Raw genomic sequence first — 25,358 nt, forward strand, 5'->3', positions numbered from 1 at the left:
CGAAGCGATTCCGCCAAGGCTTTGAAAACACCACCAGATCATGTGGGAGCGAACTTGCTCTTACCGGAACAGCGAATCCCAGCCCGCCTTGGGCGACATGTCGGCCAGGTTCCATGCAGCCGGATCGAAGGCGCGGCGCGTCGCCGCATAGTTGGGGTAGCCGCTCGATTGCGCTTCCGAATCGACGATCAGGCCGCGCCCCTCGGCGACGTCGGAGATGATCTTGAAGTCGATCGGATCGCGCTTCCACGGCCGCATGCCCGCGCTCATGTAGATCGCGGTTTCCAGCCGGGCGCTCGGCAGCGGCTTCAGGTTGGGAGGGAGGTAGGGCGTTCTGGCTTCGACGATGCGCGCGCCGGAGGTGGTATAGCTGCCGGTCTGCGGCAAGGGCTTGCCGTGGGCGTCGACCGCCAGGTTATCGCGCAGGTAGAGGTTGACGTCGCCGGCGCCGCCCAGGCTGAACAGCGGCACGCCCGGCAGCGTGTCGACACCGCCGCGCGCCACGTTGCCGACCAGGGTCACGATGCCGGGCTGCGGCGCGTGCGTGTCCCATTCGTGGGCGATCAGGTTGTAGTGGATCGCGCGGGCGCCGAAGTCGTGGATCAGGTTGTTCACGACGGCCACGTGGGCGCCGCCCTTGACCAGCGGATTGCGCTCGTGGTTGGCGTTGTACAGGTTGCCGTAGATGAGCACCCGGTTGGCGTTGTCGTGGACCAGCGTGCCTTTCGAATGCTCGCCCTTGTTGTGCGTCGAATCGCGTAAACCCTCGGCGACGATGTTGTGGCTGAAGGTGATGCGGCGCGAGGTCGCCTGGCGCCATTCCTCGACGCCCGCGCCATTGAAGCGCGGCCCGGACGCCGACAGGTTTTCGTCGGTGGCCCAGCTGAAGCTGCAATGGTCGACGATGACGTTGTCGGCGGCGCTGGTGGAGAGGCCATCGGCGTTCCAGCCGCTCTTCTTTGCGCGTCCGAATTCCCCGGGGCGCACCGCGATGTGCTGGACGATTACGTCGTGGGTGGCGACGCCGAATTCGCCGCGGATGACGGTGATGCCGGGATCGGGTGCGGTCTGGCCGGCGATCGTCAGGTGCGGTTCGCGAATGCGGATGCTCGCGCCCTGCAGGTCGATCACGCCGCCCACTTCGAACACGACGATGCGCGGCCCTGTTTCGGCCACCGCGTCAGCGAACGAGCCTGCGCCGGCCGCGTTCAGGTTGGTCACGCGAATGATCTTGCCGCCGGCGCCGCCGGTCGTGTCGGCCCAGCCTTTGGCGTCGATGCCGGCGCGCGACAGTGGGCCCGGATCGGTGAAAGGCGTGGAAGGCGCAGCTGCCTGGGCATGCAGGCAGCTGCAGGCCAGCGCCAGCGCGCCGAGGCGCAACGAGTTTCGCATGGTGGTCTCCAGTTTTGTTGTGCAGAAATTATGACACAACCAATTCCGTCTGGCTGGACCAGAGAGGAAAGATTGGCTGGACCTGTCAGGTGCCGGGCTGGACGTACGGCACCTTGGCGAACAGCCGCCGTTCGGCGCCGCGCGGATCGTCTTCCATGCGCGCCGGAACGTCGAAGATCATGGTCTGGCGCCGCGCGAGATCGTACGGTTCCCAACGCGGCAACTGCCTGGCGGCGGGGACGCCGCTCCTGGCATAGGCGATAAAGACGTCGCTCATCATGTCGGCCATGACCTGCGCCTGCGGCCCGATCGCCGTCGCACCGGGCTTGGCGATGTTGTCGAAGACCAGCTGGATGTCGGACGCGTGCGGCGCGCCGAACTTGCCGCCGTCTTTCGGCGTCGCCCAGTCCAGCTGGTAGACAAAGGCGGGCGTGCCGGCCTTGGCGCGCTCTTCGGCTTCGATGATCGCACCGCGCCAGGAGCGCGAGGCGGTGGTGATCTTGAACAGCAGGTCGCTCGCCGACAGGCCCGGGTACAGCTTGCGGTAGGCGGCGATCACCGTCTCGGGTTCGATATCGACGCGCATGTTGGATGCCAGCCTGGCCGGCAGCGCCTCCCACGTCAGCGCGAAGTTGGCGGGATCGCCGCCCAGGAAGGCGCGCGTTTCGTCGTGCGTGTTCCCGATCATCATCGGGATGTGGGCGGACTGGCCCGGCGCGTCGGGGTAGAACGGATGGCGCGGCAGGTTGCGCTCGTCGAGCACCGGCGCGAACGAGATGCCGCCGAAGGGCAGGACGGGATCGCGCGTGCCCAGCACCTCGACAATCCGCTGGTACGGCATGCTGCGGATCTCGCCCGCCCGTTGCGGCGGCAATTTGAGGGCGTCGAGAAGCGCCTGGGCGCGCAGCGTGGCGTTGAGCGGACCGCTGGCCGTCACCTGCTGGCCGCTCATGGTGGCGGCGCGGTGGAACAGGCCGGCGGCCGCGGGCATGGCCATCAGGGTGGCGATCTTGGCGCCGCCGCCGGACTGGCCGAACACGGTGACGTTGCTTGGGTCGCCGCCGAACTCGGCGATGTTGTCGCGCACCCATTGCAGCGCCAGGATCAGGTCGAGCTGGCCGGCATTGCCCGAGTCGGCGTAAGGGCTGCCCGTGCCGGCGAGGCGCGCCAGGTACAAATAACCGAAGGCATTCAGGCGATGGTTCACCGTCACCACAACGACATCGCCGCGCCGGCACAGGCGCACGCCGTCGTACAGCGGGCTCGAACCGGAGCCATTGTTGTAGGCGCCGCCGTGGATGTAGAACATGACCGGACGCTTCAGGCCGTCGCGCAGGGCGGGGGTGTAGACGTTCAGGAACAGGCAATCTTCGCCCGTCGCGTCTTCGCGGCTCGACTGCGGGCTGGACGGGCCGTGCTCCAACGCGTCGCGCACGCCGCTCCAGGCCTGCGGCGCCAGCGGCGCCATGAAGCGGCGCGGCGCGGTATCGGCGCCATAGCGCACGCCCTTGAAGACGTTGACGCCATTGTCGCGATAGCCGGGCACCTGCCCGTGGCGGGTGCGCGCGAGCGGCGCCGCTGCGGTAGCGGCCCAGGCGCTTGCACCCAGCATGCCGGAGGCGAGGAACATGGATTGACGGAGAAAGGCGCGGCGGATCGGTTCGGTCATGGCAGGCTGGCGTAACGATGAGGGCGGGGTCTCGCGCCTGGCGGGAAGGTGATCCGGCTAGGGCGCGACATGGTCGCCCATGCTAGCCGACGTATTGCGCCGGTCCAGGGGGCGATCGATCAATATGGTGAGCGATTGATCTGAGTGCGGTGCTGGTAGCGGCCGTCGCGTCTACGCGTTCAAGCAGCCGATGAAACTTCGCGCGATCCCGGCGTGTGCTTGAACGCGTGGGCGGCGGAGCCGCCCACCTTACGTGTCCGGGGGCGCGGATAGGACAGCGTCAGGTCGAGATAGTCGCGCGCGGCGGCCGCAACGCCGGCAGCGCGGCCCGCAATGTCGGCGGGCAGGCGGCGGTCGTTGACGTCGAATTCGGTGATCAGGAGGTCGACGCCTATCGCGCTGGCGTCCTCGAGTCTGGCTACGCTACGTCCACGCCCCGCCAAATCGGACATGCCCGCGCCACGCAGTTCCCGCTGGCCTACCTCTTCGGTGTCAGCACCAGGAGCCGGCCGCGCGGACCGTCCTCCAGCAGCCATAGCGCGCCATCCGGCCCGGTGCGAACGGCGCGGATGCGTTCGCCCATGTCCCAATGGTCCACCTTGCTCGCGTTTTCGCCGTCGAGGGCGATGCGGTCCAGCGACTTGCCCGAGAGACCGGTGATGAACAGGGAATTTTTCCACTTCGGGAACAGGTCCGCATCGTAGTAGGCGAGGCCGCCTGGTGAAATGGCCGGATTCCAGGACACTTTCGGGGCTTCGAAGCCGTCGCCGGGCGCGTGGTCCGGGATGTCCCGGCCGTCATAGTGGTTGCCATTCGAAGCTTTCGGCCAGCCATAGTTCAGGCCTGGCTTGACCAGGTTGATCTCGTCGCCATGGCGCGGTCCCATCTCCATTTCCCACAGGCGCCCCTGCCTGTCGAAGGCAATGCCCAGCAGGTTGCGGTGGCCATACGACCAGACGGCTGCATGGAAGCCCCTGGCCGCGAGCGGGTTGCCGGCAGCTGGCGTGCCGTCGAGGTTCAGGCGCAGCACCTTGCCGAGCGGTGACTTGGGGTCCTGCGCCGGATCGAAAAGCTGGCGGTCGCCGCTGGTGAAGAAGAGATACTTGCCATCCGGCGAGAAGCCGATACGGCCCGAATAGTGCCCACCAGTCGACGCATCCTGGCTGCGGAAAATGACCTTTGTATCCTTGAGCGTGCCGCCTGCCTGATCCAGTGTCGCCGTGGCGAGCACGACGCGGGTGTCGGCACCGCGACCCGCTTCGGAGTAGCTGAAGTAGAGCAGCTTGCTGGCTGCGAAATCGGGAGCGGGCACGATGTCCATCAGCGCGCCCTGGCCCTTGCTGCTGACGGCGGGTGTGCCGGACACTGTTCGCCTGGTAGCGGTTGCCGGATCGAACAGGATCAGCGCCCCCTCCTTTTGCGTCACCAGCACGTTGCCGTTGGGCAGAAATGCCATGGCCCATGGGCTGTTGAATGTGCCGACCGGCTTGACCTCGAAAGGCAGGCCGCCGGTCGCGGTTGCACTGGCCTGCGCGTTTGCGGCCGCCGGGGCGGCGGCGAACGCGAGCAGGGTGAGCGAGAAAGTGGTGGCAGGGCCGAGCATGCTTAAATTCATGTTTTCCAGATCTCCATTCGCGGATTGATGCCAGGTTGTCGAGGCGGTGCGCACCCGTTGCCCACGCGCGCGAAATATGCGTCGGCACCGTCTGCCCAAAGGGATGCCAGGAAGTGTAGAGCAAAACTCGCATTGGAGACGCTGCGTTGGTGGCGGCCGGTTCGTGCTGCGTCTTCGAGCGCCCTGACACATTCCTTGCTTGTGCCGGCAGCGACACCGTACACTGAGCCATTCCGTATGTCTGCTTTCGCCGTAAGCGGACCTTGGAATGAACAGAGCTGCATACCAGCTTTGCCGCCAACCAGGAGTATTATGTTACGCATTGAACGAGCGGTCGTTGCCGCGAACCCACGCTCCAAATCGAATGGGGCGATTGCCTTCCTTGACCTGGCCCTTGTCCCGGTCCTTGTCTCGGCCCTATCCAGCCTCGCCGGCTGTGCTCAGGCACCCGCTACACAAGCAGACACTGTCATACGCGGTAGCACCGCCGTCGCCAGCACGACGACGTCGGCCCAGAAGAATGCCATATGCGCCAAGCCCCAATATCCGAAGGAAGCGCGCCGACGCGGCTCGCAGGGCACCACGACCGTCCGCTTCCTGATCGATACCGACGGCAGCGTCGCCCAGTCCACTATCTTGAAATCCAGCGGCGACCTGTCGCTTGACGAGGCGGCCCGCTCGGCATTGTCCAAATGCCGCTTCAAGCCAGCCGTAAAAGATGGCCAGCCCCAGCGCGCCTGGGTTCCGGTCCAATACGTCTGGTCATTGACCCCCGCCGGCAGTTCCCGGGTGCCACCCCCAGCCGCTGCGCAACCTCAGAACCAATTCCAGTAGTGCAGCGAAGAGCCAACCTCATGTGACAAACGTGCAGCCTGTTCGCAGTCCATGCTTCCCGAATTGGCGCGGCAAGCTTGCGGGTACATGGTGTGAGACTCGCGCGCCAGACCGTGTTCGGGCGCCGCATCGACGCCGTCGGCAGCAGCATGGAAGCGACGCGCCTGTCGGACATCGACGTGCGCGCCGTCAAGCTGTGGATCTTCGGCCTGATGCGCCTGATCCTGACGCTGGCGGTCTGGCTCGACGTGGCGACGGGCAGCGGACGACGCTAGCCACAGCACAGTGACTAGTGGAACAGCGGCGGCCGGCACGCACGGTTCAATCCGGGCCAGTCGGCCGCCGACGTTATAATCCGCTCATCATTCCCCAGCGTTCGCCCTCCGGCGAAGCGAGCTACCCGCCCATGCATTACGCCCTCGCTCCCCGCACCTTCCTCTTCAGCCACTACTTCTCTACCGGCCTGCGCATCGCCACCGGCATCGTCGGCCTGACCTTCCTCACCTACGCGCTGGCCGACCTGCCGACCGCGATCGCCGTCGCCATGGGCGCGCTGTGCACCAGCCTGATGGACATGCCCAGCCCCTTGCGCCACAAGTTCAACGAGATGCTGGCCGGCGTGCTGCTGTGCTCTGTGGTAGCGCTGCTGGTCAGCCTCAGTTCGCAGGTGGAGTGGCTGCTGTTCACGGTCATCGTGCTGGTGTCTTTCCTGTCCAGCATGATGGTGGTGTATGGCCGCAAGGCGATGCCGCTGCAGTTCGCGGCGCTGTTCGTGATGATGCTGTCGAGCGAGGCGCCGTCGACGCCGCTGCAGGCGCTGCGCCACGGCGCGCTGTTCTTTGCCGGCGGCGCCGGCTACATGGCGTATGCGATGGCCGTCGTCTGGATACTGCAGCGGCGCCTGAAGCAGCAGGTGCTGGCCGAAGCGCTGTACGAACTGGCGGTCTACACGAACATCAAGGCCGGCTGCTACGACGTCGCCAACAGCCTGCCGGCGCAGATGGAAAAGCTGGTGCGCGAGCAGAGCGTGCTGGCCGAACGCCAGCAAGCCTCGCGCGACCTGGTCTTGCGCGGCAAGCCGACGGCGGGCGAGGCGGTGCTGGTGCAGGTGCACTACGCCATGATCGACCTGTACGAGCTGGTGCTGTCGACCCATACCGATTACGTCCTGCTGCGCCAGCATTTCACGGCCGGCCCCATCTTGCCGCTGTTGGGCGATTTGATCGGCAAGGCCGCGCGCGACATCGAGGCGGTCGCGTATGCGATGACGCGCGACCAGCCCTCGCGCCCGGCGGTCGATTACCGCGACGAGCTGCGCACGCTGGAGGCGATGCTGCGCCAGCTGCCTGCCGGCGACGGTGACGACTTCGATGCGCAGGCGACGCTGCGCGCCACCGCCAACAAGATCGGCGAGGTGATCGCGATGATCGGGCGCCTGCATGCGGCCAGCCACGCATCCCAGGCGGACCGCGCGGACGGGGACGCGCTGCCGATGGTGCCGCATGCGGACATGACGCCCTTCCTTACCCAGCAGCGCTACAGCTTCGACATGCTGGTGGCGAACCTGCGCTGGAGTTCGCCGGTGTTCCGCTTCGCGCTGCGGGTGGCGATGGCGATCACGGTCGGCCTGGTGGCGTCGCAATGGCTGCCGTACACCTCGCATGGCTACTGGACCGCGCTGACCATTGCCGTGATCCTGAAACCCAGCTTCAGCATGACGCGCCAGCGCCGCGCCGACCGCCTGGTCGGCACCCTGGTCGGCTGCATGATCACCGCCGTGATCCTGCATTTCGTCCAGTCGCCGGCGGCGCTGATCGGCTTCCTGTTCGTCGCCACCGCGGCCGCGCCCACTTTCCTCTCGATTAAATACCGCTACACGGCGGTCGCCGCCAGCGTGCAGGCGCTGCTGCTGATCGGCCTGACCGTCCCGCATGGCGCCAGCGTCATCGGCGAGCGCCTGTTCGACACGCTGCTCGGCACCCTGATCGCCACCGTCTTCAGCCGCGTGCTGCCGAACTGGGAATACCAGAACCTGCCGCGCCTGGTCGATGCGGTGCTCGACGCCAACCGCCGGTACATCGACGCCGCCGCCGACCTGCTGCTGAAGCGCACCGCCGACGATGGCCAGTACCGCATCAGCCGCAAGCGCTTCATGGACAGCCTCGCCACGCTCAGCGCGGCGCTCGGGCGCATGCTCGACGAACCGGCCGGCAAGCGGCGCGCACCCGATGAACTCAATCGCTTCACCGTGCAGAATTACCTGCTGGTGGCGCACATGGCGGCGCTGCGCCTGCTGTTGCAGCGCTACCGGGAGAATTTGCCGGTGCGGGAAGTGGAGGCGGCGCTCGAGGGCATGTTTGCCGAGGTGCGGGCGAGCCTGGGAGCGCCGGCTGAAAGTGGGCCCGCTGCGCCGGAAGCGCAAACGACCTGGATTGCGGAATGGCCGGGGTGGGCGCCGCTGCAGCGGCGCTTGCGCCTGCTGCGGCAGGATGCGGCGCAGGTGGCGCAGGGCAGAGAGGCGATCGGAGCGGTGCTCGATCAGAAATGAGCTGAGATATGGGCATGATGTACAGACCCGTAAGGTGGGCGGCTGCACCTCTTCAGGTTGTGGACCAGAAGCGTTTGCGCCGCCCACGCGTTCAACCAGCGGGTAATTCGTCGCGAAGTTTCAGCGTGTGGTTGAACGCGTGGGCGGCGTTCAGGCAGCCGGCAGGGACACGTCCGGGTATAGCCGCCCACCTTACGGGTCTGTGCAATTCATGCAAAGGAAGTTTGCATGAATTGCTTCAGAGGAAAATAAAATTTGCCTCGTCTATACTACTGTCTTACAACCCCAGCGGCTGCGCCCCCCAGATATCGCTTGCGTACTCCGCAATCGTCCGGTCCGACGAAAACACCCCCATCCCGGCCACGTTCAGGATTGCCTTGCGCGTCCACTCGTCCGGCTGGCGATACAGCACGTCGACCCCGTCCTGCGTGGCGACGTAACTAGCGTAATCCGCCAGCAGCAGGTAATGGTCGCCCCATTCCAGCAGGACGTCGGCAATCGCCTGGTAGCGCCCCGGCTCGTCCGGCGAGAAGTCGCCGTCGCGCAGCATGTCGAGCACTTCCTTGAGCTCGGCGTTTTCATCGTAGATCGCCCGTGGCTGATAGCCGCGCGCGCGCAGTGCCGCGACTTCTTCGGTCGTGTTACCGAAGATGAAGATGTTCTCGGCGCCGACACTTTCGCGCATCTCGACGTTGGCGCCGTCGAGCGTGCCGATGGTGAGCGCGCCGTTTAGGGCCAGTTTCATGTTGCCGGTGCCCGAGGCTTCGGTGCCGGCCGTCGAAATCTGCTCGGACAGGTCGGCGGCAGGGATGATGAGCTCGGCCAGGCTGACGCTGTAGTTCGGCAGGAACACGACCTTCAGCTTGTCGCCCACGCGCGGGTCGGCATTGATCGTGGCGGCGACGTCATTGATCAAGTGAATGATCTGCTTGGCCATGTGGTACGCCGACGCGGCCTTGCCGGCGAAGATCACCGTGCGCGGCACCCAGCCGGCGTCGGGATTGGCGACGATGCGCTTGTAGCGGGTGATCACGTGCAGCACGTTGAGCAGCTGGCGCTTGTATTCGTGGATGCGCTTGACGTGGACGTCGAACAGGGAATGCGGATTGACCGTCATGCCAAGGTTGCTCTCGATCCAGCCGGCCAGGCGTTCCTTGTTGGCCAGTTTGGCGGCGCGGAACTGCTCCGCAAAGACGGCGTCGCCGGCCAGCGGCCGCAACCCGGCGAGCTGGTCGAGGTCGCCGCGCCAGGCGCGGCCGATGCGTTCGTCGATCAGGTGTGACAAGGCCGGGTTGGCCTGCGACAGCCAGCGCCGCGGCGTGATGCCGTTGGTCTTGTTGTTGAAGCGGTCCGGGAACAGCTTGGCGAAATCGGCGAAGATCGATTGCCGCATCAGGTCCGAGTGCAGTTGCGAGACGCCGTTGACCTTGTGGCTGGCGACGACCGCCAGGTATGCCATGCGCACGCGCCGCCCGCCGTCTTCGTCGATCAGCGACACGCGCCGCATCAGGTCGAAATCGGGGCCGAAGCGGGTGTTGATGTCGGCAATGAGCAGCTCGTTGATGGCGAAAATGATCTGCAGGTGGCGCGGCAGCACCTGTTCCAGCATCTCGACCGGCCAGGTCTCGAGCGCTTCCTGCATCAGGGTGTGGTTCGTGTAGCTGAACACTTGTTGGGTGAGCGCCCAGGCTTGCGCGAACGGCAGTTCCCGCTCGTCGATCAGGATGCGCATCAGTTCCGGAATCGCCAGCACCGGATGCGTGTCGTTGAGGTGGATGGCCACGTGCTGCGGCAGTTTCTCGACCTCGCTGTGCGTGGCGAAAAAGCGCCCGACCAGGTCTTGCAGGCTGGCGGCGCAGAAGAAGTATTCCTGGCGCAGGCGCAGCTCGCGCCCGCCCGGCGTCGAATCGTCCGGATACAGCACGCGCGTGACGTTTTCGGCCAGGTTTTTTTCAGCCGCCGCGCCCTGGTAATCGCCGCCGTTGAAGGCAGCCAGGTCGAGTTCGTCCGCGGCCTTGGCCGACCACAGGCGCAGCGTGTTGGTCGCCTGCGTCGCATGGCCCGGCACGATGATGTCGTAGGCCATGGCCAGCACGTCCTGGGTGCCGCTCCAGACAGCACGCTCGCCGTCCTGGTCGACCCGCCCGCCGAAGCGCACCCGGTACTGCACGTCGGGACGCGGGAATTCCCACGGATTGCCGTCGGCCAGCCAGTAATCGGGCGCTTCGACCTGGCGCCCGTCGACGATCTGCTGCCTGAACATGCCATAGTCGTAGCGGATGCCGTAGCCGAAGCCGGAAATGCCGAGCGTGGCCATCGAATCGAGGAAGCAGGCGGCCAGGCGGCCCAGGCCGCCATTGCCGAGGGCCGCGTCCGGTTCGAGGTCGGGCAGCGTGGCGGCGTCGACGCCGAGTTCGCTCAGCGCGTGACGTACGTCTTCCCCGATGCCGAGTGCCAGCATGGCATTCGTGAACGCGCGGCCGATCAGGAATTCGATCGACAGGTAATACACGTGTTTCACGTCGGGCTGGCGCTGCGCCTGGCCCGTTACGAGCGCGCGGTCGACCAGGCGGTCGCGCACGGCGTAGGCCGTCGCGTGCAGCCAGTCTTTCGCTTGCGCCGTTGCCGGGTCCTTGCCAACGGTGTACACCAGTTTGTCGGTGATGGCTTGCTTGAGGCGGGCGACGTTGCCCTGGTTGAGATCGGTAAGCTTCATTGCATGTTCGCGTTCAATAAGGATAAGTGGTGCATGTGCCGAACATGTCGTCCTACGAGGATGTGAAAAAATCGCCATGGCTGCGTTGCCTCGTCTCGCCGTACACTCGTACTGTCTTCGACTCGGCGCCTTGCCCTGACGTTTTTTTCACACCCTCTAGTGGAGGAATATTCAAGAGGCAATCTGATGGTACAGCGCGAGATAGTGAGCTGAAGCGGCATTCCAGTCAAATTGTTGCCGCATGCCACGTTCTTGTACCAGCTTCCAGTTGCTTTTGCGTTTATACAACGCAAAGGCACGGCGTACTGCGGCATCGATTCCCGCCGCATCGAAGCTGTCGAAGACGAAGCCGGTCGCCAGGCCCTCGTCCAGGTTCTCGAGCGAACAGTCGACGACCGTGTCGGCCAGTCCGCCGACCCGGCGCACCAGGGGTAACGTGCCGTATTTTAGCCCGTAAAGCTGGGTCAGCCCGCACGGCTCGAAGCGCGAGGGCACCAGGATGACGTCGCTGGCGCCGATCAGGCGGTGCGACAATTGCTCGTCGTAGCCGATTTTCACCGCCACCGACTGCGGCTGCGCGGCGGCGGCGGCCTGGAAGCCGGCTTCCAGCGCCGCGTCGCCCGAACCGAGCAGCATGATCTGGCCGCCGCGCGCCACGATGCCGGGCAGGGCGTCGAGCACCAGGTGCAGCCCCTTCTGGTCGGTCAGGCGGCTGACGACGCAAAACAGGGGCGCGTCGTTCTGCACCGCCAGGCCGGCTTCGCGCTGCAGCGCCGTCTTGCCGGCGCGCTTGCCGGCCAGGGAACCCACGGCGTAGGGGCGCGGGATCAGCGGGTCGGCGGCCGGATTCCACACGGTGTCGTCGACCCCGTTCAGGATGCCGACCAGGTCGCCCGCGCGCGAACGCAGCAGGCCGTCGAGGCCGAAGCCCTGTTCCGGTCCCTGGATTTCACGCGCGTAGGTCGGGCTCACGGTGGTGAGCTTGTCGGCGTAGAACAGGCCGGCCTTCAGGAACGAACAGTGGCCGTGGAATTCGATGCCGTCGACAGCGAAAAAATGCCACGGCAAGCGCAATTCCTCGAACACGTGCGCCGGGAAATTACCCTGGTAAGCCAGGTTGTGGATGGTTTGCACGCTGCTGGCCAGGCGCTGGCCCGAGGCTTGCTCGGCCGCCTTCAGGTAAGCCGGCGCCAGGCCGGCGTGCCAGTCGTGCGCATGCACCACCTGCGGCCGCCAGGAGGGATCGAGCCCTTCCGCCATGCGCGCCGCCACCCAGCCCAGCAGGGCGAAGCGGCGGTAGTTATCGGGATAGGCGTGATTGTCGGCGTCGGCATACGGATTGCCGGGCCGGTCGTACAGGTCGGGCGCGTCGATCACGTACACGGCGATGGCGCTGCCGGGCAGCACGCCGCGAACAAGGCGGATCGACCTGGCGCCGAACATCGGTTCCAGCTCGGCCACCGTTTCCTGCTCGAGGATGCCGGCGCGCAGGGCAGGGAAGCCCGGCACCAGCACGCGCGCATCGCAGCCGCCCGCGATTTGCGCGACCGGCAGGGCGCCCGCCACGTCGGCCAGGCCGCCCGTTTTCAGCAAGGGATAAATTTCACTGCAAACGTGGAGTACACGCATCGTCATTTCCATGTTGTTCAAAGCTTCTCCAGCATGTCGCAGGTAACCAGCACCACGCCGCCCGCGCTGCGGAAGAAGCGCTGCGCATCGAGTTCGGGATCTTCGCCGATGACCGTCCCGGGCGGCACCGTGCAGCCGCGGTCGATCACGACCTTGGTCAGGCGGCAGCCTTCGCCGATCACGGTATTCGGCAGGATCACGGCCTGGTCGATGTGGCAGAACGAGTGTATCCGCACGTTCGAAAACAGTACCGACAGCGCCACGTGCGAGCCGGACACGATGCAGCCGCCGGACACCAGCACGTTCACCGCCATGCCGTGCTTGCCGGCGCGGTCATGCACGAACTTGGCCGGCGGCAGTTGCTGCTGATGGGTCCAGATCGGCCAGTCGGCATCGTAGATGTTCAGTTCCGGAGAGATGGAGGCGAGGTCGAGGTTGGCCGACCAGAAGGCGTCGACCGTGCCGACGTCGCGCCAGTAGCCGGCGCTGCCGTTGGACGAGGGAATGCACGACATGCTGAACGGATGCGCCACCGCGCGGCCTTCGCCGACCACGCGCGGGATGATGTCCTTGCCGAAGTCGTGGCTCGACTCCGGATTTGCGATGTCGTCGTCGAGCAGCTGGAACAGATAGTCGGTATTGAAGATGTAGATTCCCATGCTTGCCAGCGTGACGTCGGGCCGGCCGGGCATGGTCGGCGGATCGGCCGGCTTCTCGACGAAAGCGGTGATCTTGCGCTCGGCATCGGTGGCCATCACGCCAAAGGCCGACGCTTCCACCTTCGGCACCTCGATGCAGCCGACGGTACAGCCGGCGCCGGTGGCGACGTGGTCGCGCAGCATCAGCGAATAATCCATCTTGTAGATATGGTCGCCCGCCAGCACCACGACATACGCCGGATTGTAGGAACGCAGGATGTCGATGTTCTGGTAGACGGCGTCCGCGGTGCCGCGGTACCAGTGCTCTTCGTTGACGCGCTGCTGGGCCGGCAGCAGGTCGACGAATTCGTTGTTGTCGCCACGCAGGAAGCTCCAGCCGCGCTGCAGGTGGCGCAGCAGCGAGTGCGATTTGTACTGGGTCACGACACCGATGCGCCGGAAGCCCGAGTTGATGCAGTTCGACAGCACGAAATCGATGATGCGGAATTTGCCGCCGAAATAGACCGCCGGCTTGGCGCGCCGGTTGGTCAGCTGCTCGAGGCGGGAACCGCGGCCACCGGCCAGCACCAGGACGATGGCGCGCTCCGGCAGGCGGTGGGTGAGGATGGCTTTGTCGGTTTCCGTGTGCATCATGTCGTCTCCAGGGTGTTTTGATCGTTGGATGAATTTTTATTGGGTATCACCAGCAGCAGCACCGCATGTGCGGGTACCACCATGCTGCCATCCGTTTCTTGCGCCGGCACGGGGTCGCCGGCGCTGCCGAACACAGGTCGCCATGCGCCGGCGGGCAGGACGAAATCGACCGGCTCCGGCTGGGGATTGAACAGCAGCAGGCAGGGTTCGTGCGCGGGGGCCGCGCCCAGGCGGATGCCGATGGCGCCAGGCCTGCTCCAGGCCGCCTCGTCGAGTGCGGCGCCATCCGGTCCGCGCCACAGGATGTCCGCCGTGCCGTCGGCGCGCGCGGCGCCGTCGTACCAGCCGCTGTGGCGCAAGGCCGGATAGCGCCGCCGCAAGGCGATCAGCGCGCTGGTCAACGCGAACAGCCCATGGTCGGCCCCGTGCCAGTCGAGCCAGCACAGGTCGTTGTCCTGGCAATAGGCGTTGTTGTTGCCGCGCTGGGAGTGGCCGATGTCGTCGCCCGCCAGCAGCATCGGCGTGCCCTGCGAAAAGAACAGCGTCGCCAGCAAGGCGCGTTGCAGGCGCGCGCGCAGCGCCAGCACCTCGGCGTTGCCGGTGGCGCCTTCGACGCCGCAGTTCCAGCTCAGGTTGGCGTGATGGCCGTCGCGGTTGTCCTCGCCGTTGGCCTCGTTGTGCTTGTGGTCGTAGCTGACCAGGTCGCGCAGGGTGAAACCGTCGTGCGCCGTCACGAAATTGACGCTGGCGGTCGGCAGGCGCCCGTTCTTCTGGAATTTTTCGCTGGAACCGGCGAAGCGCTGTGCGAAGGCGCCCCGTGAACTGGATGCGGGCCGCAGCCAGAATGCGCGCATCGTGTCGCGGTACCCGTCGTTCCATTCGAGCCAGCCGGGCGGGAAGTTGCCGAGCTGGTAGCCGCCGGGACCGATGTCCCAGGGTTCCGCGATCAGTTTCACGCGCGCCAGCACCGGGTCCTGGCGCAGCGCGGCGAGGAAGGCGGCGCTGCTGCAAAAGCCTTGCGCGCCGCGCGCCAGTTCCGGCGCCAGGTCGAAGCGGAAACCGTCGACGTGCATCTCCTGCACCCAGTAGCGCAGCGAATCCATCACCAGCTGCAGCACGCGCGGCTCGGCCAGGTTCAGGCAATTGCCGCAGCCGGTCCAGTTTTCGTACAGGGCCGGGTCGTCCGGGCGCAGGTGGTAGTACAGGGCGTTGTCGATGCCGCGAAAACTCAGGGTTGGCCCGAATTCGTCGGTTTCCGCCGTATGGTTGTAGACCACGTCGAGCACGACCTCTAACCCGCGGCCATGCAGCGCCTTGACCATGTCGCGGAATTCGCCGATCGGCGTGCTGCCGGGCCGGCCCGACCAGTAACGCGTCTCCGGCGCAAAGAAGCCGATGCTGGAATAGCCCCAGTGATTCGACAGGCCCAGCTGCTGCAGGCGCATCTCGTCGGCGCGGAAATGCACCGGCATCAGGCTCACCGTGGTGACCCCGAGCTGTTCGAGGTAGTCGAGCACCGCCGGATGCGCCATCGCGGCGTAGGTACCGCGCAGCGGCGGCGGTACGTCCGGATGCAGCTTCGTAAAACCTTTCACGTGCAGTTCGTAGAGGACGGTGTCGCCCGGCGCCACGCGCGGCGGCGCATCCGCGCCCCAGTCGTAGGAGTCGTGCACGACCTGCGCCTTGAGCGCGATGGCGGCATTGTCGAACGGGTTCGGACCCGCGCCGTCCGGCGTCTGGTCGAGGAAGCCGTCCTGCGCGCGGTATTCGCCGATCACCATGCGCGCGTAGGGATCGAGCAGCACCTTGCCGGGATTGAAGCGCTGGCCCTGTTCCGGCGCGTAGGGGCCGTCGACGCGGTAGCCGTACACCTGTCCCGGCGCCGCGCCATCGAGATAGCCGTGCCAGACGCCGTCGGTGCAGGCGGGCATGCGCAGGCGCGCCAGTTCCAGCACGCCGCCGGCATCGAACAGGCACAGGTGCACCGCGTGCGCGTTCGGCGCCACCAGGGCGAAGTTCACGCCATGCCCGTCCCAACCCGCGCCGAGCGGGTAGGGCGCACCGGCGCGCAATGCGGTGACTGGTTCGGTCATGACCGCCATCGGCTCACGGCTCCAGCGTCAGCATGAGCGTCGCCAGCGGCGGTACCGTCAAGCTCAGCGAACAGGCGCGACCATGGGCCGGCACCGCCTCGGTCTGCAACTCGCCATTGTGCACGCCGCTGCCGCCATAGACCGCCGCATCGGTATTGATGATTTCGCGATAGCGCCCCGGCTGCGCCACGCCGATGCGGTAGCCATGGCGCGGCACGGGCGTGAAATTGCACAGCACCAGTACCGTCGCGCCATCGTCAGCCTTGCGCATGAACGAGAACACCGAATTTTCGCGGTCCTCGTACGTGATCCACGCGAAACCGCGCGCCTCGAAATCGACCGCGTGCAAAGCCGGATAGTGGCGCTGGACCGCGTTCAGGTCGCGCACCAGGCGCTGCACGCCCGCATGCGGCGGCGAGTCGAGCAGGTGCCAGTCCAGGCTGCGCTCGAAGTTCCACTCGCCCTCCTGGCCGAATTCGCAGCCCATGAACAGCAGCTTCTTGCCCGGATGGCCCCACATCAAACCGTAATACGCGCGCAGGTTGGCGAAGCGCTGCCAGGTGTCACCCGGCATGCGGCCGAGGATCGAGCCCTTGCCGTGCACGACTTCGTCGTGCGACAGCGGCAGCATGAAATTCTCGGAAAACGCGTAGGCCAGGCCGAAGGTGATCTTGTCGTGGTGGTAGCGGCGATGCACCGGGTCTTCGCCCATGTAGTGCAGGGTGTCGTTCATCCAGCCCATGTTCCATTTGTAGTGGAAACCCAGGCCCCCCGTGTGCAGCGGGCGCGACACCTGTGGGAAGCTGGTCGACTCTTCGGCGATCATGATGGCTTCCGGCCGCTCGGCGCAGACGATGGCGTTCAGCTTGCGCAGAAAATCGATCGCTTCCAGGTTTTCGCGGCCGCCGTGGACGTTCGGAATCCACTCGCCTTCCTTGCGGCTGTAGTCGCGGTACAGCATCGAGGCGACCGCGTCGACCCGCAGCCCGTCGATGCCGAAGCGCTCGATCCAGTACAGGGCATTCCCGACCAGGTAATTGAGCACCTCGCGGCGGCCGTAATTGAAGATCAGCGTATTCCAGTCCTGGTGGAAGCCCTCGCGCGGGTCGGCATGCTCGTACAGGCAGCTGCCGTCGAAACGGGCCAGGCCGTGGGCGTCGCTCGGAAAATGGCCGGGCACCCAGTCCAGCAGCACGCCGATGCCGTTGGCGTGCGCGGTCTCGACGAAGTAACGGAAATCCTCGGGGCTGCCGAAACGCGAGGTCGGCGCATACAGGCCGATCGGCTGGTAGCCCCAAGAACCGTCGAAGGGATGCTCGCTGACCGGCAGCAGCTCGATGTGGGAAAAGCCGAGCTCCTTCACGTAGGGGATCAGCTGCGCCGCCAGTTCGCGGTAAGTCAGCCAGCGGTCGCCTCCTTCCGGAACGCGGCGCCACGAGCCGAGATGGACTTCATAGATGCTCAGCGGTGCGCCGAGGCCGTTGGCGCGGCGGCGTTCTTCCGTCGACGGCACCACCGGCATCAATTGCGCCACCACCGATGCGGTCGCGGGGCGCAGCTCGGCGCGGAAGGCGAAGGGATCGGCCTTGAGCAGGCGCTCGCCCGCTTGCGTCTTGATCTCGAACTTGTAGACGTCGCCGGCGGCCAGGCCCGGGATGAAGATTTCCCAGATGCCGGACGCGCCCCGTTTGCGCATCGCATGGCGCCGCCCATCCCAATTGTTGAAGCTGCCGACCACGGCCACGCGGCGCGCGTTCGGCGCCCAGACCGCGAAATTCACGCCATCGACGCCCTCGACCCGCAGCGGATGCGCGCCCAGTTTTTCGTAGGGCCGGTAATGGGTGCCCTCGGACAGCAGCCAGATGTCCATCTCGCCCAGCACCGGCCCGAAGCGGTAAGGGTCGTCCATTTCCTGCTGGTGGCTGCCCCAGTCGACGCGCAGCCGATAGGGAAACGGGGCCTTGCAGCCCGGCAGGGTGGCGGCAAACACGGCGCTGTCGCCCTGGCGCGCCAGCGCGACCGGCGTGCCGGCGCCGGTCACCTCGACTCCCAGCGCGCCCGGCAGCAGCGCACGCACGACGACGTCGCCATCGCGGACGTGCATGCCAAGAATGGAAAACGGGTCCGCGTGCTCGCCCTGCATGAGCGCGGCAATGCTGTTCTGGTCGACTGTCATAAGTTTCGTAAAACGCTTTCCGGCGGCAGTGTTCGTCTATGCATGTGACTGGCAGGCAGGCGCACCGGTGACCCGCCTTCGTTTTCGTGACAATATTACATTGTTTTGGGCATGCAAAAGGGCGCAGCGCCGCAGCGGTGCGCGCCCCATGGCGTGGGCCGCGGCGTGGCCGGTCGGTGCAGTGGCGACGCCGGGGCGTCGCCTGCGCTGCTCAGCGGTCCGGCAAGCCCTTGCCGCCGACGATGGGCTCGCCGACGTCGCCCGGCTTGAACGGCGCCGTCATCGGATCCATGGGCTTGATCGACCCGTCGGCATTGAATTCCATCCGCGCCAGCACGGTTTCGCGGGTATAGCCATTGCCGTTCGGGATGGCGTGGCGGTGGTAGGCCACGTACCAACGGTCGGTGCCCGGCACGTTGACGACGCTGTGATGCGCGGTGCCGACCGCGGGTCCGTTCTTTTGCAGGACGATGAAATCCTTGTCGGCGGCCACCACGGGGCCCAGCGGCGAGGTGGCGGTGCCCCAGCCGACGCGGTAGTTCGGGCTGCGGGCGTCGTCGATCGACCACATGAAGTAATACACGCCCTTGCGCTTGAAGACGACGATCCCTTCGCGGAACTGGTGGATGCGCATTTCCACCGGATCGCCGTCGAGCGTGACCATGTCGGGTTTGAGCTTGAAGACGTTAGCGATACGGTTGCTGTTACCGAAATACAGGTAGGCCTGGCCGTCGTCGTCGATGAAGGGGTAGGGGTCGATGGTGTTCGTGTTGACCTTGCCGGTGCGGGTGACCAGCGGTGCGCCCAGGGCGTCCACGAACGGGCCGGTGGGCGAGGCCGCGGTGGCGACGCCGATCTTGCGCTCGGCCGAAAAATAGAAGTAATAGCGGCCATTGCGCGCGATCGCATCGGGCGCCCAGGCTTCGACCTTGCCCCACTTCAGGTCCTTCGTCACGTCGAGGATCATCCGCTCCTTCTTCCAGTCGACCAGGTTCTTCGAGGACCACACCGAAAAATCGGTGGTCTGCCATTTGTCCTTGTCGGAGGTCGGGTACAGGTAATAGGTGTCGCCGAACACGCGGATCGACGGGTCGGCGGTGTAGCCTTCGAGGATCGGCGCCGGCGGCAAGGTGGGGAGTACTGCCGGCGCCGCGGTCTGGGCAGCAGCCTGGCCGGCGCAGGCGGCGAGCAGGGCCGGCAGCAGGAACCGGGTCATGCGTTGGGTACGTGAAGATACGGACATCGTGTCAGTTCCTGCAGGTGGGGGTGGGGTTGGCGGCGGGGCCGGCGCTCGTCTGGCGGATGAGGGGAAGCGCGCCATCCTTGCCATACTCGAATTCCTCGAGCGCCACCGAACGGCGGTAGTCGCCGCCGCCGGGCAGCACGTCGTTGTGATAGAAGGCGTAGGACTTGCCGTTGAAATCGGCAAAGGCCTGGTGGATGGTCCTGGTCACCTTGTTCTTTTCCATGATCAGACCGCGGTAGGTCCAGGGGCCGGTGGGGCCGGGGCCGGTGGCGTAGACGATCGATTCGGGAAAGCCGCTGGCATAGCTCAGGTAATACACGCCGTTGCGCTTGTGCAGGTAGGGCGCTTCCTCGAAGTCGAACAGGCCGACCGTGTGGATCGGGCCGTCCAGTTCGATCATGTTGGGTTTCAGTTTGGCGTACTTGAGCACCTTGTTCCCGAAGTACAGGTAGGCCTGGCCGTCGTCGTCGACGAACACGGCCGGGTCGATGTCGTCCCAGTCGTTCGGCGTTTCGCGCGTCATGTCGTTGGTGACCAGGGCCGAGCCGCGCGCATCGACGAAGGGACCGGTTGGCCGGTCGGCCACGGCGACGCCGATCGCCATGCCCTTGACGGCGCCATGCTTGACCGGCGCGTACAGGTAGTACCTGGCGCCGCGCTTGACGACGTCGGCGGCGTAGGCGTCGCTCTTGGCCCAGGCGAAGGTCTTGACGTTGGCGGGTACGCCGTGGTCGACCCAGGTGCGCATGTCGCAGGTCGAATACAGGCGCCACTCGTGCATGCGGTAGCGCTCCGTGCCGACCTCCGCCTCGTCGCGGCCGGTGTACAGGTAGAGCCGGCCGCCATCGACGAGCACGGCCGGATCGGCGGTGAAGATGGCGGTGATCGGCGGATTGGCGGCGCAGGCCGGCGACATCGAAAGTGCGGCGGCGAGGCCGAATAGGTGTCGGATCATGGCGGTGGGGGCTGGGTGGCGGCCGGAGCCGAAGTGGGAGTGATGGGCCATCTGGCCAGCAGCCGGCGGTATTCGGCGTCGCTGATGTTGAGGATCGAACCGTGGCGCTTCTTGCTGGCCCCGTACGCGACCTGGCCCGGGGCGGCGCGCACGAAGCTGGCGGGGCGCGCGAGGTCGGAGGCGAGCAGGGCCAGGTAGCCGCCGCGGGTCGCGTACTGGTCGACCCACAGGCCCCATAGTCCGGCCTGCGGCATCCGGTACAGGATCGGGCCTTCGACGTCCTTGCCCGAGAGGCCGATGGCGCGCAGGTCGCCCAGCACGGTCCATTCGCCCAGCAGCGACTGGCTGCCCTCGAAGGTGATCTGGCCGTCGCCGGAGGCGCGCACGTAGCGGTACCTGGCTTGCGGGTCGTCGACCTTGACGATCTGGGTGTCGATCAGGCCGACCGTGCCGGGACGGTCGATGTAGAGCGTGGCCGGGGTGAAGGTGACGAAATCGCGCGTGCGCGAGTAATAGATACGCGGCTTGGTCTGGCCGCCGGCGGGCGCGATGGTGGCCCAGTAGACGATGTAGTCGCCGGCAGCTTCGTCGTAGATCGCTTCCGGCGCCCAGGCGCAGCCGGCTTGCGCGATGTTGCCGGCGACATTCGCCAGGCGCGGCGCCGACCAGTTCACCAGGTCGCTCGACTCCCAGATCACGATCGACGTGCTGCCGCGGTGCATGGCGGCATCCCAGCCCTTGCGGCTGGCGATGCGCAGGTCGGTCGCCAGCAGGTAGAACTTGTCGCCGCCGGCCGAGCGGATGAGCGCCGGGTCGCGCACGCCCCGTTCGCCGACGTTCGAGGTCAGCACCGGCCGCGAGCCGTTCAGGTCGGTGAAGCGCAGGCCGTCCTGGCTGGCCGAAAAGTAGATCTGCTCTCCGTCCGCCGCCTCGCCGGTGAAATGGACCAGCAGGTAGGCCGCTTCCGGGGCGGGCGCGGCGCCGGCGGCGAGGGCGAACGCGGCCAGGCAGGACGCGGCGATGCGGCGCAGGACGGGCTGGGGAGACTGGCGGATCATGCTGTCCTCACGGTTGCGGTGTGCGCCGTACCTGCTCGATGGCGCCGTCGGCCGCATAGGTCAACGGTGCGATCGCGATCGCGCGCCGGTGGCTGCCGCCGCCGGGCAGCAGCTTGTCGTGGTAGAACAGCCAGCTCTTCCCCGCGTGCTCGACGATGGCCTGGTGGTTGGTCGAAATGCGCAGGTAGTCGAGCACCACGCCGCGATAGGTAAACGGGCCGAGCGGCGAACTGCCGGTGGCGTACAGGATCTGGCCCGGCCAGCCGCTGGAGAAGGTGAAGTAATAGACGCCGCCGCGCTGGTGCAGGAACGGCGCTTCTCCGTATTGTTTCTTCGGGTCCGCCGCGGGCAGGCCGGCGATGGCGACATCCTGGATCGGGCCGTCGAGCGTCACCATGTCGGCCTTGAGTTTGACGACCTTCGGCACACGGGTGCCGAAGTAGAGGTAGGCCTGGCCGTCCGCGTCGACGAACACGGCCGGGTCGATCGGCTCGGCGCCGGCGTTGGCGTCGCGCGCCTTGTCCACCAGCGGGTCGACGCGGGCGTCGACGAAGCCGCCGTCTGGCCGCTTCGATACCGCGACGCCGATCTTGTCGCCGCCGACCGGCGCATAGAAGTAGTAGTTGCCGTTGCGGTAGGCCGCTTCCGGCGCCCAGGCCTTGGCATCCGGCCGCGCCCACTTGAACACCGTCACCGCGAGCGGCACGCCGGCATCCTGCCAGGCTTGCATGTCGGGCGAGGTGTACAGGCGCCAGCTGGTCGAATCCCAGTACTTGCCGGAGTTCGAGGCGTCGTCGGTGGCGTAGAGGTAGAACTTGCCGCCGTCGTTTGACGCGAACCAGTGCGGCGACGGGTCGCCTGCGAAGCGGCTTGTTATTGGCTGTACCGGCTGCGCGGCCTGTACCGAAGTCGAAAGGGCGAGCAGGGCGGCGGCGAGAGAGCGCATTGGCGGCATCCATGATGGGGAGCCGACGAGTCTATCCGAGAATCGCCTTGCCACATCGGCCACGGCGAAATACTCATCGCGGCGCGCGAAAGCTGATCTGACAGCAAATGCGCCTGGAAAAGCGCTGCTTGCGCCATGAATCCGGCTATCCTGTCGCCAAAAACAGGAGAACGAACATGGCAGGCAGACTGAAAGACAAGGTGGCGATCGTCACCGGCTCGACCCAGGGCATCGGCAGGGCGATTGCAAGGCTGTTCGTCGCGGAAGGCGCGCAGGTGGTGCTCAACAGCCACCGCGACGACGAGCACGCGGCGCGCCTGCGCGCCGAACTGCCGGCGGGGAGCACGCTGTACGTGCGCGCCGACGTCGCGCGGCGCGACGAGGTCGATGCGATGGTGGCGGCCACGATCGCGCGTTTCGGCCGGGTCGACGTGGTGGTCAACAACGCCGGCATGAACGTGTTCGCCGATCCGCTGGCGCTCACCGCGGAAGAGTGGCAGCGCTGCTTCGCGGTCGACCTCGAAGGCGCCTGGAACGTCAGCCGCGCCGCCTTGCCGGCCATGCTGGCGCAGGGCGCCGGCAACATCCTCAACATCGCCTCGGTGCACGGCCACAAGATCATCCCCGGCAGCTTTCCCTATCCGATCGCCAAGCACGCCCTGATCGGCCTGACACGCTCGCTGGCGATCGAATACGCCGCGCGCGGCATCCGCGTGAATTCGATTTCGCCCGGGCTGATCATGACCGAGAGCGCCGAGGCCTGGCTGGCGTCCTGCCCCGATCCGCAGGCAGAGCGCGCGCGCCAGGAAGCGCTGCTGCCGAACCGGCGCATCGGCGAACCGGAGGAAGTCGCCTACACGGCGCTGTTCCTGGCCAGCGACGAGGCGCGCTTCATCAACGCGGCCGATATCCTGGTCGATGGCGGCAGGTCGCAGCTGTATCACGAGTAGCGCGGGCTGGCCGCAGTCGGACCGATACCGAAAAATGCGCGATTCGGGCAGATTCGCGCCGCTTTTGAATCGCAGCCGGCGTACGCCGATCACGCCCGTGATTGTTTCGCCAGACTGCCACGGCGCGATTGACGATTCCGTCTTTACGTCCCGATACTGAAGCCCACGTTTCGATTACACGAAGCCCGCCCCGGCCGCTCGGCCCGGCGCGAGAAGCTTGCGGAATGTGCGGCAGCGGCAATCGCGCCCTGGCGTCGACAATCACGGAGACAGGATGAACAAGCACAGGATGAACACGCAGCCGCGGCGCACCGCCATCGCGCTGGCGGCACTGGCGGCACTCGCGGCGGGCTGCGGCGGCGACGCCGTCACGGCATCGGACGCACCCAAGGTCGCCACGCTGGCCTCGGTCACGGCGGTCACGGCGGCGGAGGCGACTTCGTCGTTCGGCCTCACCACCGACGCCACCTTCTTCACCGTCGACACCGGCGCCGGCCTGGTCTTCAAGATCCGCCGCTTCGACGACGGCGCCAGCACCCGCTCGGCGGGCGACATCTCTTCGATGGTCTACAAGGGCGTGCAGTACCAGGACCCGGCGCGCGGCACCCAGGTCAACTCGGGCTTCGACTACCTGTATACGGGTATCTCCGCCGTCAACGTCAGCGCCGAAACGGTCGGCAGCGATTACATCAAGGTCACCGTGGTGGCGGGCGACCTGACCCATTACTACATGGCGCGGCGCGGCGACCCGAAGATCTACATGGGCACCTATTTCACGACCGAGCCGAGCACGCTGGGCCTGGCGCGCTTCATCGTGCGCGTGCCGATCGGCGTCCTGCCGAACGGCACCCCGGCCGGCACGCCGGGCGGCCTGGTCGACGGCGCCTGGCCCGACGACCTGCGCGGCACCACGGGCGCGATCGAGTCCGGCGACATCTTCGGCTTCGCCAGTGGCCCGTTCGCCGGCCAGACCCGTTCCAAGCACTATTCGAACATGCGCCTGAAGGATTGGCAGTACATCGGCGGCACCGGTCCCAACGTCGGCCTGTGGATCGTGCGCGACAACCAGGAAGGCGGCTCGGGTGGCCCCTTCTACCGCAGCCTGCTCAACCAGATCACCAGCACCAACAACGAGATCACGTATATCGTGAACTATGGCGAGGGCCAGACCGAAGGCTTCCGCATGAACCGCCTGAACCGCTACACGCTCAGCTTCACCGACGGCAGCGCGCCCGAGCCGGTCGACACCGCCTGGTTCGGCGCCATGAACCTGCTCGGCTACGTGGCGCCGAACGCGCGCGGCAACGTGTTCGTGCCGTCGATTGCCGGCCGCACCGGCAACTTCGGCTACACGGTCGGCTTCGCCAACGCCACGGCGCAGTACTGGGCCGACGCCGCCGCCAACGACGGTCACGCCAGCAGCGAGGGCATGATCCCGGGCGACTACACCATGACCGTGTACAAGAACGAACTGGCGGTGGCGACCAGCCAGGTGACGGTCACCGCCGGCACGACCAACATCATCCCGGCGGTGACGATCGGCGCCGATCCGCTGGCGCACGGCGACGACCCGCGCGGCAAGTGGCACATCGCCAAGGGCGACCCGAGCATGACGCCGGCGCTGTTCCGCATCGGCGAATGGGACGGCACGCCGCGCGAACTGAAAAACGGCGACAAGATCACGGTCATGCATCCGCAGGACGTGCGCATGGCGCCGTGGTGGAATACCGCCGTGCCGACCAACCCCTACCTGGTCGGCAGCTCGAACGCCGCCAGCGCCATGCCGGCCTACCAGTGGAAGGGCCTGGCCACCGGCGCCGGCGTATGCGCCGCCAATCCGAACGCGCAGAATCCGCCGCTGACCGTGCAGTTCAACCTCAAGGCAAGCCAGATCTCGGCGGCGTCGACCTACAAGTTCCGCATCGGGATCACCACCGCGCAGGCCGGCGGACGGCCGCAGATCGCCGTCAACAACTGGACCTCCGGTTACGTCGGCTCGCAGTCGGGCGACGTGTTCCCGCCAGGCCAGCCGTCGACGCGCACCATGACGGTCGGGACCTACCGCGCCCGCAACATCACCTACGACTACACGATCCCGGCGTCGGCGCTGGTCGCAGGCAGCAACACCATGAAGATTTCCGTCGTCAGCGGTTCCTGCTCGACCTCGCCGTGGCTCACGCCCGGTTATGCGCTCGATGCGATGGACCTGATCAAGACGCCGTAAGTTTTCCCGCTCTCC

At 66.5% G+C, this 25,358-nt stretch carries 18 protein-coding genes; 5 read left to right on the top strand and 13 right to left on the bottom strand.

Going from position 1 to position 25,358, the window contains the following annotated elements; all coding sequences use genetic code 11:
- Positions 1-60: 60 nt before the first annotated feature.
- The 4 genes from IFT60_RS15260 to IFT60_RS15275 form a co-directional block, all read right to left on the bottom strand.
- Complete coding sequence (locus IFT60_RS15260; RefSeq protein ID WP_192052984.1) at positions 61-1,392, bottom strand: pectate lyase family protein; 1,332 nt, start codon at positions 1,390-1,392, stop codon at positions 61-63.
- An 85-nt stretch (positions 1,393-1,477) separates the two neighbouring features.
- Positions 1,478-3,061: a carboxylesterase/lipase family protein gene (locus tag IFT60_RS15265; RefSeq protein WP_197986345.1), complete on the bottom strand. Its 1,584-nt coding sequence runs from the start codon at positions 3,059-3,061 to the stop codon at positions 1,478-1,480.
- A gap of 179 nt (positions 3,062-3,240) precedes the next feature.
- Positions 3,241-3,513 carry a hypothetical protein gene (locus IFT60_RS15270; protein WP_192053129.1) on the bottom strand — a complete coding sequence of 91 codons (273 nt, stop codon included), beginning with the start codon at positions 3,511-3,513 and terminating at the stop codon, positions 3,241-3,243.
- A 26-nt stretch (positions 3,514-3,539) separates the two neighbouring features.
- The gene (locus IFT60_RS15275; RefSeq protein WP_192052986.1) at positions 3,540-4,676 is read right to left on the bottom strand and encodes a PQQ-dependent sugar dehydrogenase; all 1,137 of its coding nucleotides are present in this window, start codon (positions 4,674-4,676) and stop codon (positions 3,540-3,542) included.
- 312 nt (positions 4,677-4,988) lie between these two features.
- Here IFT60_RS15275 and IFT60_RS15280 point away from each other — a divergent pair, with 312 nt between their 5' ends.
- The 3 genes from IFT60_RS15280 (at position 4,989) to IFT60_RS15290 (ending at position 8,058) form a co-directional block, all read left to right on the top strand.
- A complete protein-coding gene (locus tag IFT60_RS15280; protein WP_229510894.1) occupies positions 4,989-5,510 on the top strand; it encodes an energy transducer TonB in 522 nt (173 codons plus the stop codon).
- Positions 5,511-5,602: 92 nt separating this feature from the next.
- Positions 5,603-5,785: a hypothetical protein gene (locus tag IFT60_RS15285; protein WP_192052990.1), complete on the top strand. Its 183-nt coding sequence runs from the start codon at positions 5,603-5,605 to the stop codon at positions 5,783-5,785.
- Positions 5,786-5,916: 131 nt separating this feature from the next.
- Positions 5,917-8,058 (top strand): FUSC family protein, encoded by a 2,142-nt coding sequence (locus IFT60_RS15290; RefSeq protein ID WP_192052992.1) that lies wholly within the window; start codon positions 5,917-5,919, stop codon positions 8,056-8,058.
- A 277-nt stretch (positions 8,059-8,335) separates the two neighbouring features.
- On the opposite strand, the gene IFT60_RS15295 is transcribed toward IFT60_RS15290, so the two are convergent.
- The 9 genes from IFT60_RS15295 to IFT60_RS15335 all read right to left on the bottom strand — a co-directional run bounded on the left by IFT60_RS15295 (position 8,336) and on the right by IFT60_RS15335 (position 22,169).
- Positions 8,336-10,774: a glycogen/starch/alpha-glucan phosphorylase gene (locus IFT60_RS15295; protein WP_192052993.1), complete on the bottom strand. Its 2,439-nt coding sequence runs from the start codon at positions 10,772-10,774 to the stop codon at positions 8,336-8,338.
- A 171-nt stretch (positions 10,775-10,945) separates the two neighbouring features.
- The gene (gene glgA, locus IFT60_RS15300; protein ID WP_192053112.1) at positions 10,946-12,409 is read right to left on the bottom strand and encodes a glycogen synthase GlgA; all 1,464 of its coding nucleotides are present in this window, start codon (positions 12,407-12,409) and stop codon (positions 10,946-10,948) included.
- Positions 12,410-12,420: 11 nt separating this feature from the next.
- Positions 12,421-13,695 carry a glucose-1-phosphate adenylyltransferase gene (glgC, locus tag IFT60_RS15305; RefSeq protein WP_192052995.1) on the bottom strand — a complete coding sequence of 425 codons (1,275 nt, stop codon included), beginning with the start codon at positions 13,693-13,695 and terminating at the stop codon, positions 12,421-12,423.
- Positions 13,692-15,788 carry a glycogen debranching protein GlgX gene (gene glgX / locus IFT60_RS15310; protein ID WP_192052997.1) on the bottom strand — a complete coding sequence of 699 codons (2,097 nt, stop codon included), beginning with the start codon at positions 15,786-15,788 and terminating at the stop codon, positions 13,692-13,694. The genes glgC and glgX overlap by 4 nt, the downstream gene beginning before the upstream one ends.
- Before the next feature lie 13 nt (positions 15,789-15,801).
- Positions 15,802-17,964 (bottom strand): 1,4-alpha-glucan branching protein GlgB, encoded by a 2,163-nt coding sequence (gene glgB / locus IFT60_RS15315; protein ID WP_197986346.1) that lies wholly within the window; start codon positions 17,962-17,964, stop codon positions 15,802-15,804.
- Positions 17,965-18,175: 211 nt separating this feature from the next.
- The gene (locus tag IFT60_RS15320; RefSeq protein ID WP_197986347.1) at positions 18,176-19,207 is read right to left on the bottom strand and encodes a family 43 glycosylhydrolase; all 1,032 of its coding nucleotides are present in this window, start codon (positions 19,205-19,207) and stop codon (positions 18,176-18,178) included.
- A 4-nt stretch (positions 19,208-19,211) separates the two neighbouring features.
- Positions 19,212-20,165, bottom strand: coding sequence for a glycoside hydrolase family 43 protein (locus IFT60_RS15325; RefSeq protein WP_192053001.1), 954 nt, complete (start codon positions 20,163-20,165; stop codon positions 19,212-19,214).
- Entirely contained in the window at positions 20,162-21,223 is a 1,062-nt protein-coding gene (locus IFT60_RS15330) for a glycoside hydrolase family 43 protein (protein WP_192053003.1), read from the bottom strand. Before IFT60_RS15330 ends, IFT60_RS15325 begins: the two co-directional genes overlap by 4 nt.
- Positions 21,224-21,230: 7 nt before the next feature.
- Positions 21,231-22,169, bottom strand: coding sequence for a family 43 glycosylhydrolase (locus tag IFT60_RS15335; protein WP_192053005.1), 939 nt, complete (start codon positions 22,167-22,169; stop codon positions 21,231-21,233).
- A gap of 176 nt (positions 22,170-22,345) precedes the next feature.
- On the opposite strand from IFT60_RS15335, the gene IFT60_RS15340 reads away from it, so the two are divergent.
- On the top strand, positions 22,346-23,119 hold the full coding sequence (locus IFT60_RS15340) for an SDR family oxidoreductase (protein ID WP_192053007.1): 774 nt from the start codon (positions 22,346-22,348) through the stop codon (positions 23,117-23,119).
- A gap of 274 nt (positions 23,120-23,393) precedes the next feature.
- Positions 23,394-25,343 carry a rhamnogalacturonan lyase B N-terminal domain-containing protein gene (locus IFT60_RS15345; protein ID WP_229510895.1) on the top strand — a complete coding sequence of 650 codons (1,950 nt, stop codon included), beginning with the start codon at positions 23,394-23,396 and terminating at the stop codon, positions 25,341-25,343.
- The last annotated feature ends 15 nt before the right edge of the window (positions 25,344-25,358 follow it).

Origin of the sequence: Massilia sp. CFBP 13721 (assembly GCF_014842025.1) — a bacterium.
Lineage (GTDB): Bacteria > Pseudomonadota > Gammaproteobacteria > Burkholderiales > Burkholderiaceae_D > Telluria.

Coding starts and splice junctions, on each gene's coding strand:
- IFT60_RS15290 (WP_192052992.1), top strand. CDS start 5,917: ATGCATTACGCCCTCGCTCCCCGCACCTTCCTCTTCAGCCACTACTTC.
- IFT60_RS15295 (WP_192052993.1), bottom strand. CDS start 10,774: ATGAAGCTTACCGATCTCAACCAGGGCAACGTCGCCCGCCTCAAGCAA.
- glgA (WP_192053112.1), bottom strand. CDS start 12,409: ATGACGATGCGTGTACTCCACGTTTGCAGTGAAATTTATCCCTTGCTG.
- IFT60_RS15325 (WP_192053001.1), bottom strand. CDS start 20,165: ATGATCCGACACCTATTCGGCCTCGCCGCCGCACTTTCGATGTCGCCG.
- glgC (WP_192052995.1), bottom strand. CDS start 13,695: ATGATGCACACGGAAACCGACAAAGCCATCCTCACCCACCGCCTGCCG.
- IFT60_RS15265 (WP_197986345.1), bottom strand. CDS start 3,061: ATGACCGAACCGATCCGCCGCGCCTTTCTCCGTCAATCCATGTTCCTC.
- IFT60_RS15340 (WP_192053007.1), top strand. CDS start 22,346: ATGGCAGGCAGACTGAAAGACAAGGTGGCGATCGTCACCGGCTCGACC.
- IFT60_RS15345 (WP_229510895.1), top strand. CDS start 23,394: ATGAACAAGCACAGGATGAACACGCAGCCGCGGCGCACCGCCATCGCG.
- IFT60_RS15335 (WP_192053005.1), bottom strand. CDS start 22,169: ATGCGCTCTCTCGCCGCCGCCCTGCTCGCCCTTTCGACTTCGGTACAG.
- glgX (WP_192052997.1), bottom strand. CDS start 15,788: ATGACCGAACCAGTCACCGCATTGCGCGCCGGTGCGCCCTACCCGCTC.
- IFT60_RS15330 (WP_192053003.1), bottom strand. CDS start 21,223: ATGATCCGCCAGTCTCCCCAGCCCGTCCTGCGCCGCATCGCCGCGTCC.
- IFT60_RS15275 (WP_192052986.1), bottom strand. CDS start 4,676: ATGAATTTAAGCATGCTCGGCCCTGCCACCACTTTCTCGCTCACCCTG.
- IFT60_RS15280 (WP_229510894.1), top strand. CDS start 4,989: ATGTTACGCATTGAACGAGCGGTCGTTGCCGCGAACCCACGCTCCAAA.
- IFT60_RS15260 (WP_192052984.1), bottom strand. CDS start 1,392: ATGCGAAACTCGTTGCGCCTCGGCGCGCTGGCGCTGGCCTGCAGCTGC.
- IFT60_RS15270 (WP_192053129.1), bottom strand. CDS start 3,513: ATGTCCGATTTGGCGGGGCGTGGACGTAGCGTAGCCAGACTCGAGGAC.
- glgB (WP_197986346.1), bottom strand. CDS start 17,964: ATGACAGTCGACCAGAACAGCATTGCCGCGCTCATGCAGGGCGAGCAC.
- IFT60_RS15320 (WP_197986347.1), bottom strand. CDS start 19,207: ATGTCCGTATCTTCACGTACCCAACGCATGACCCGGTTCCTGCTGCCG.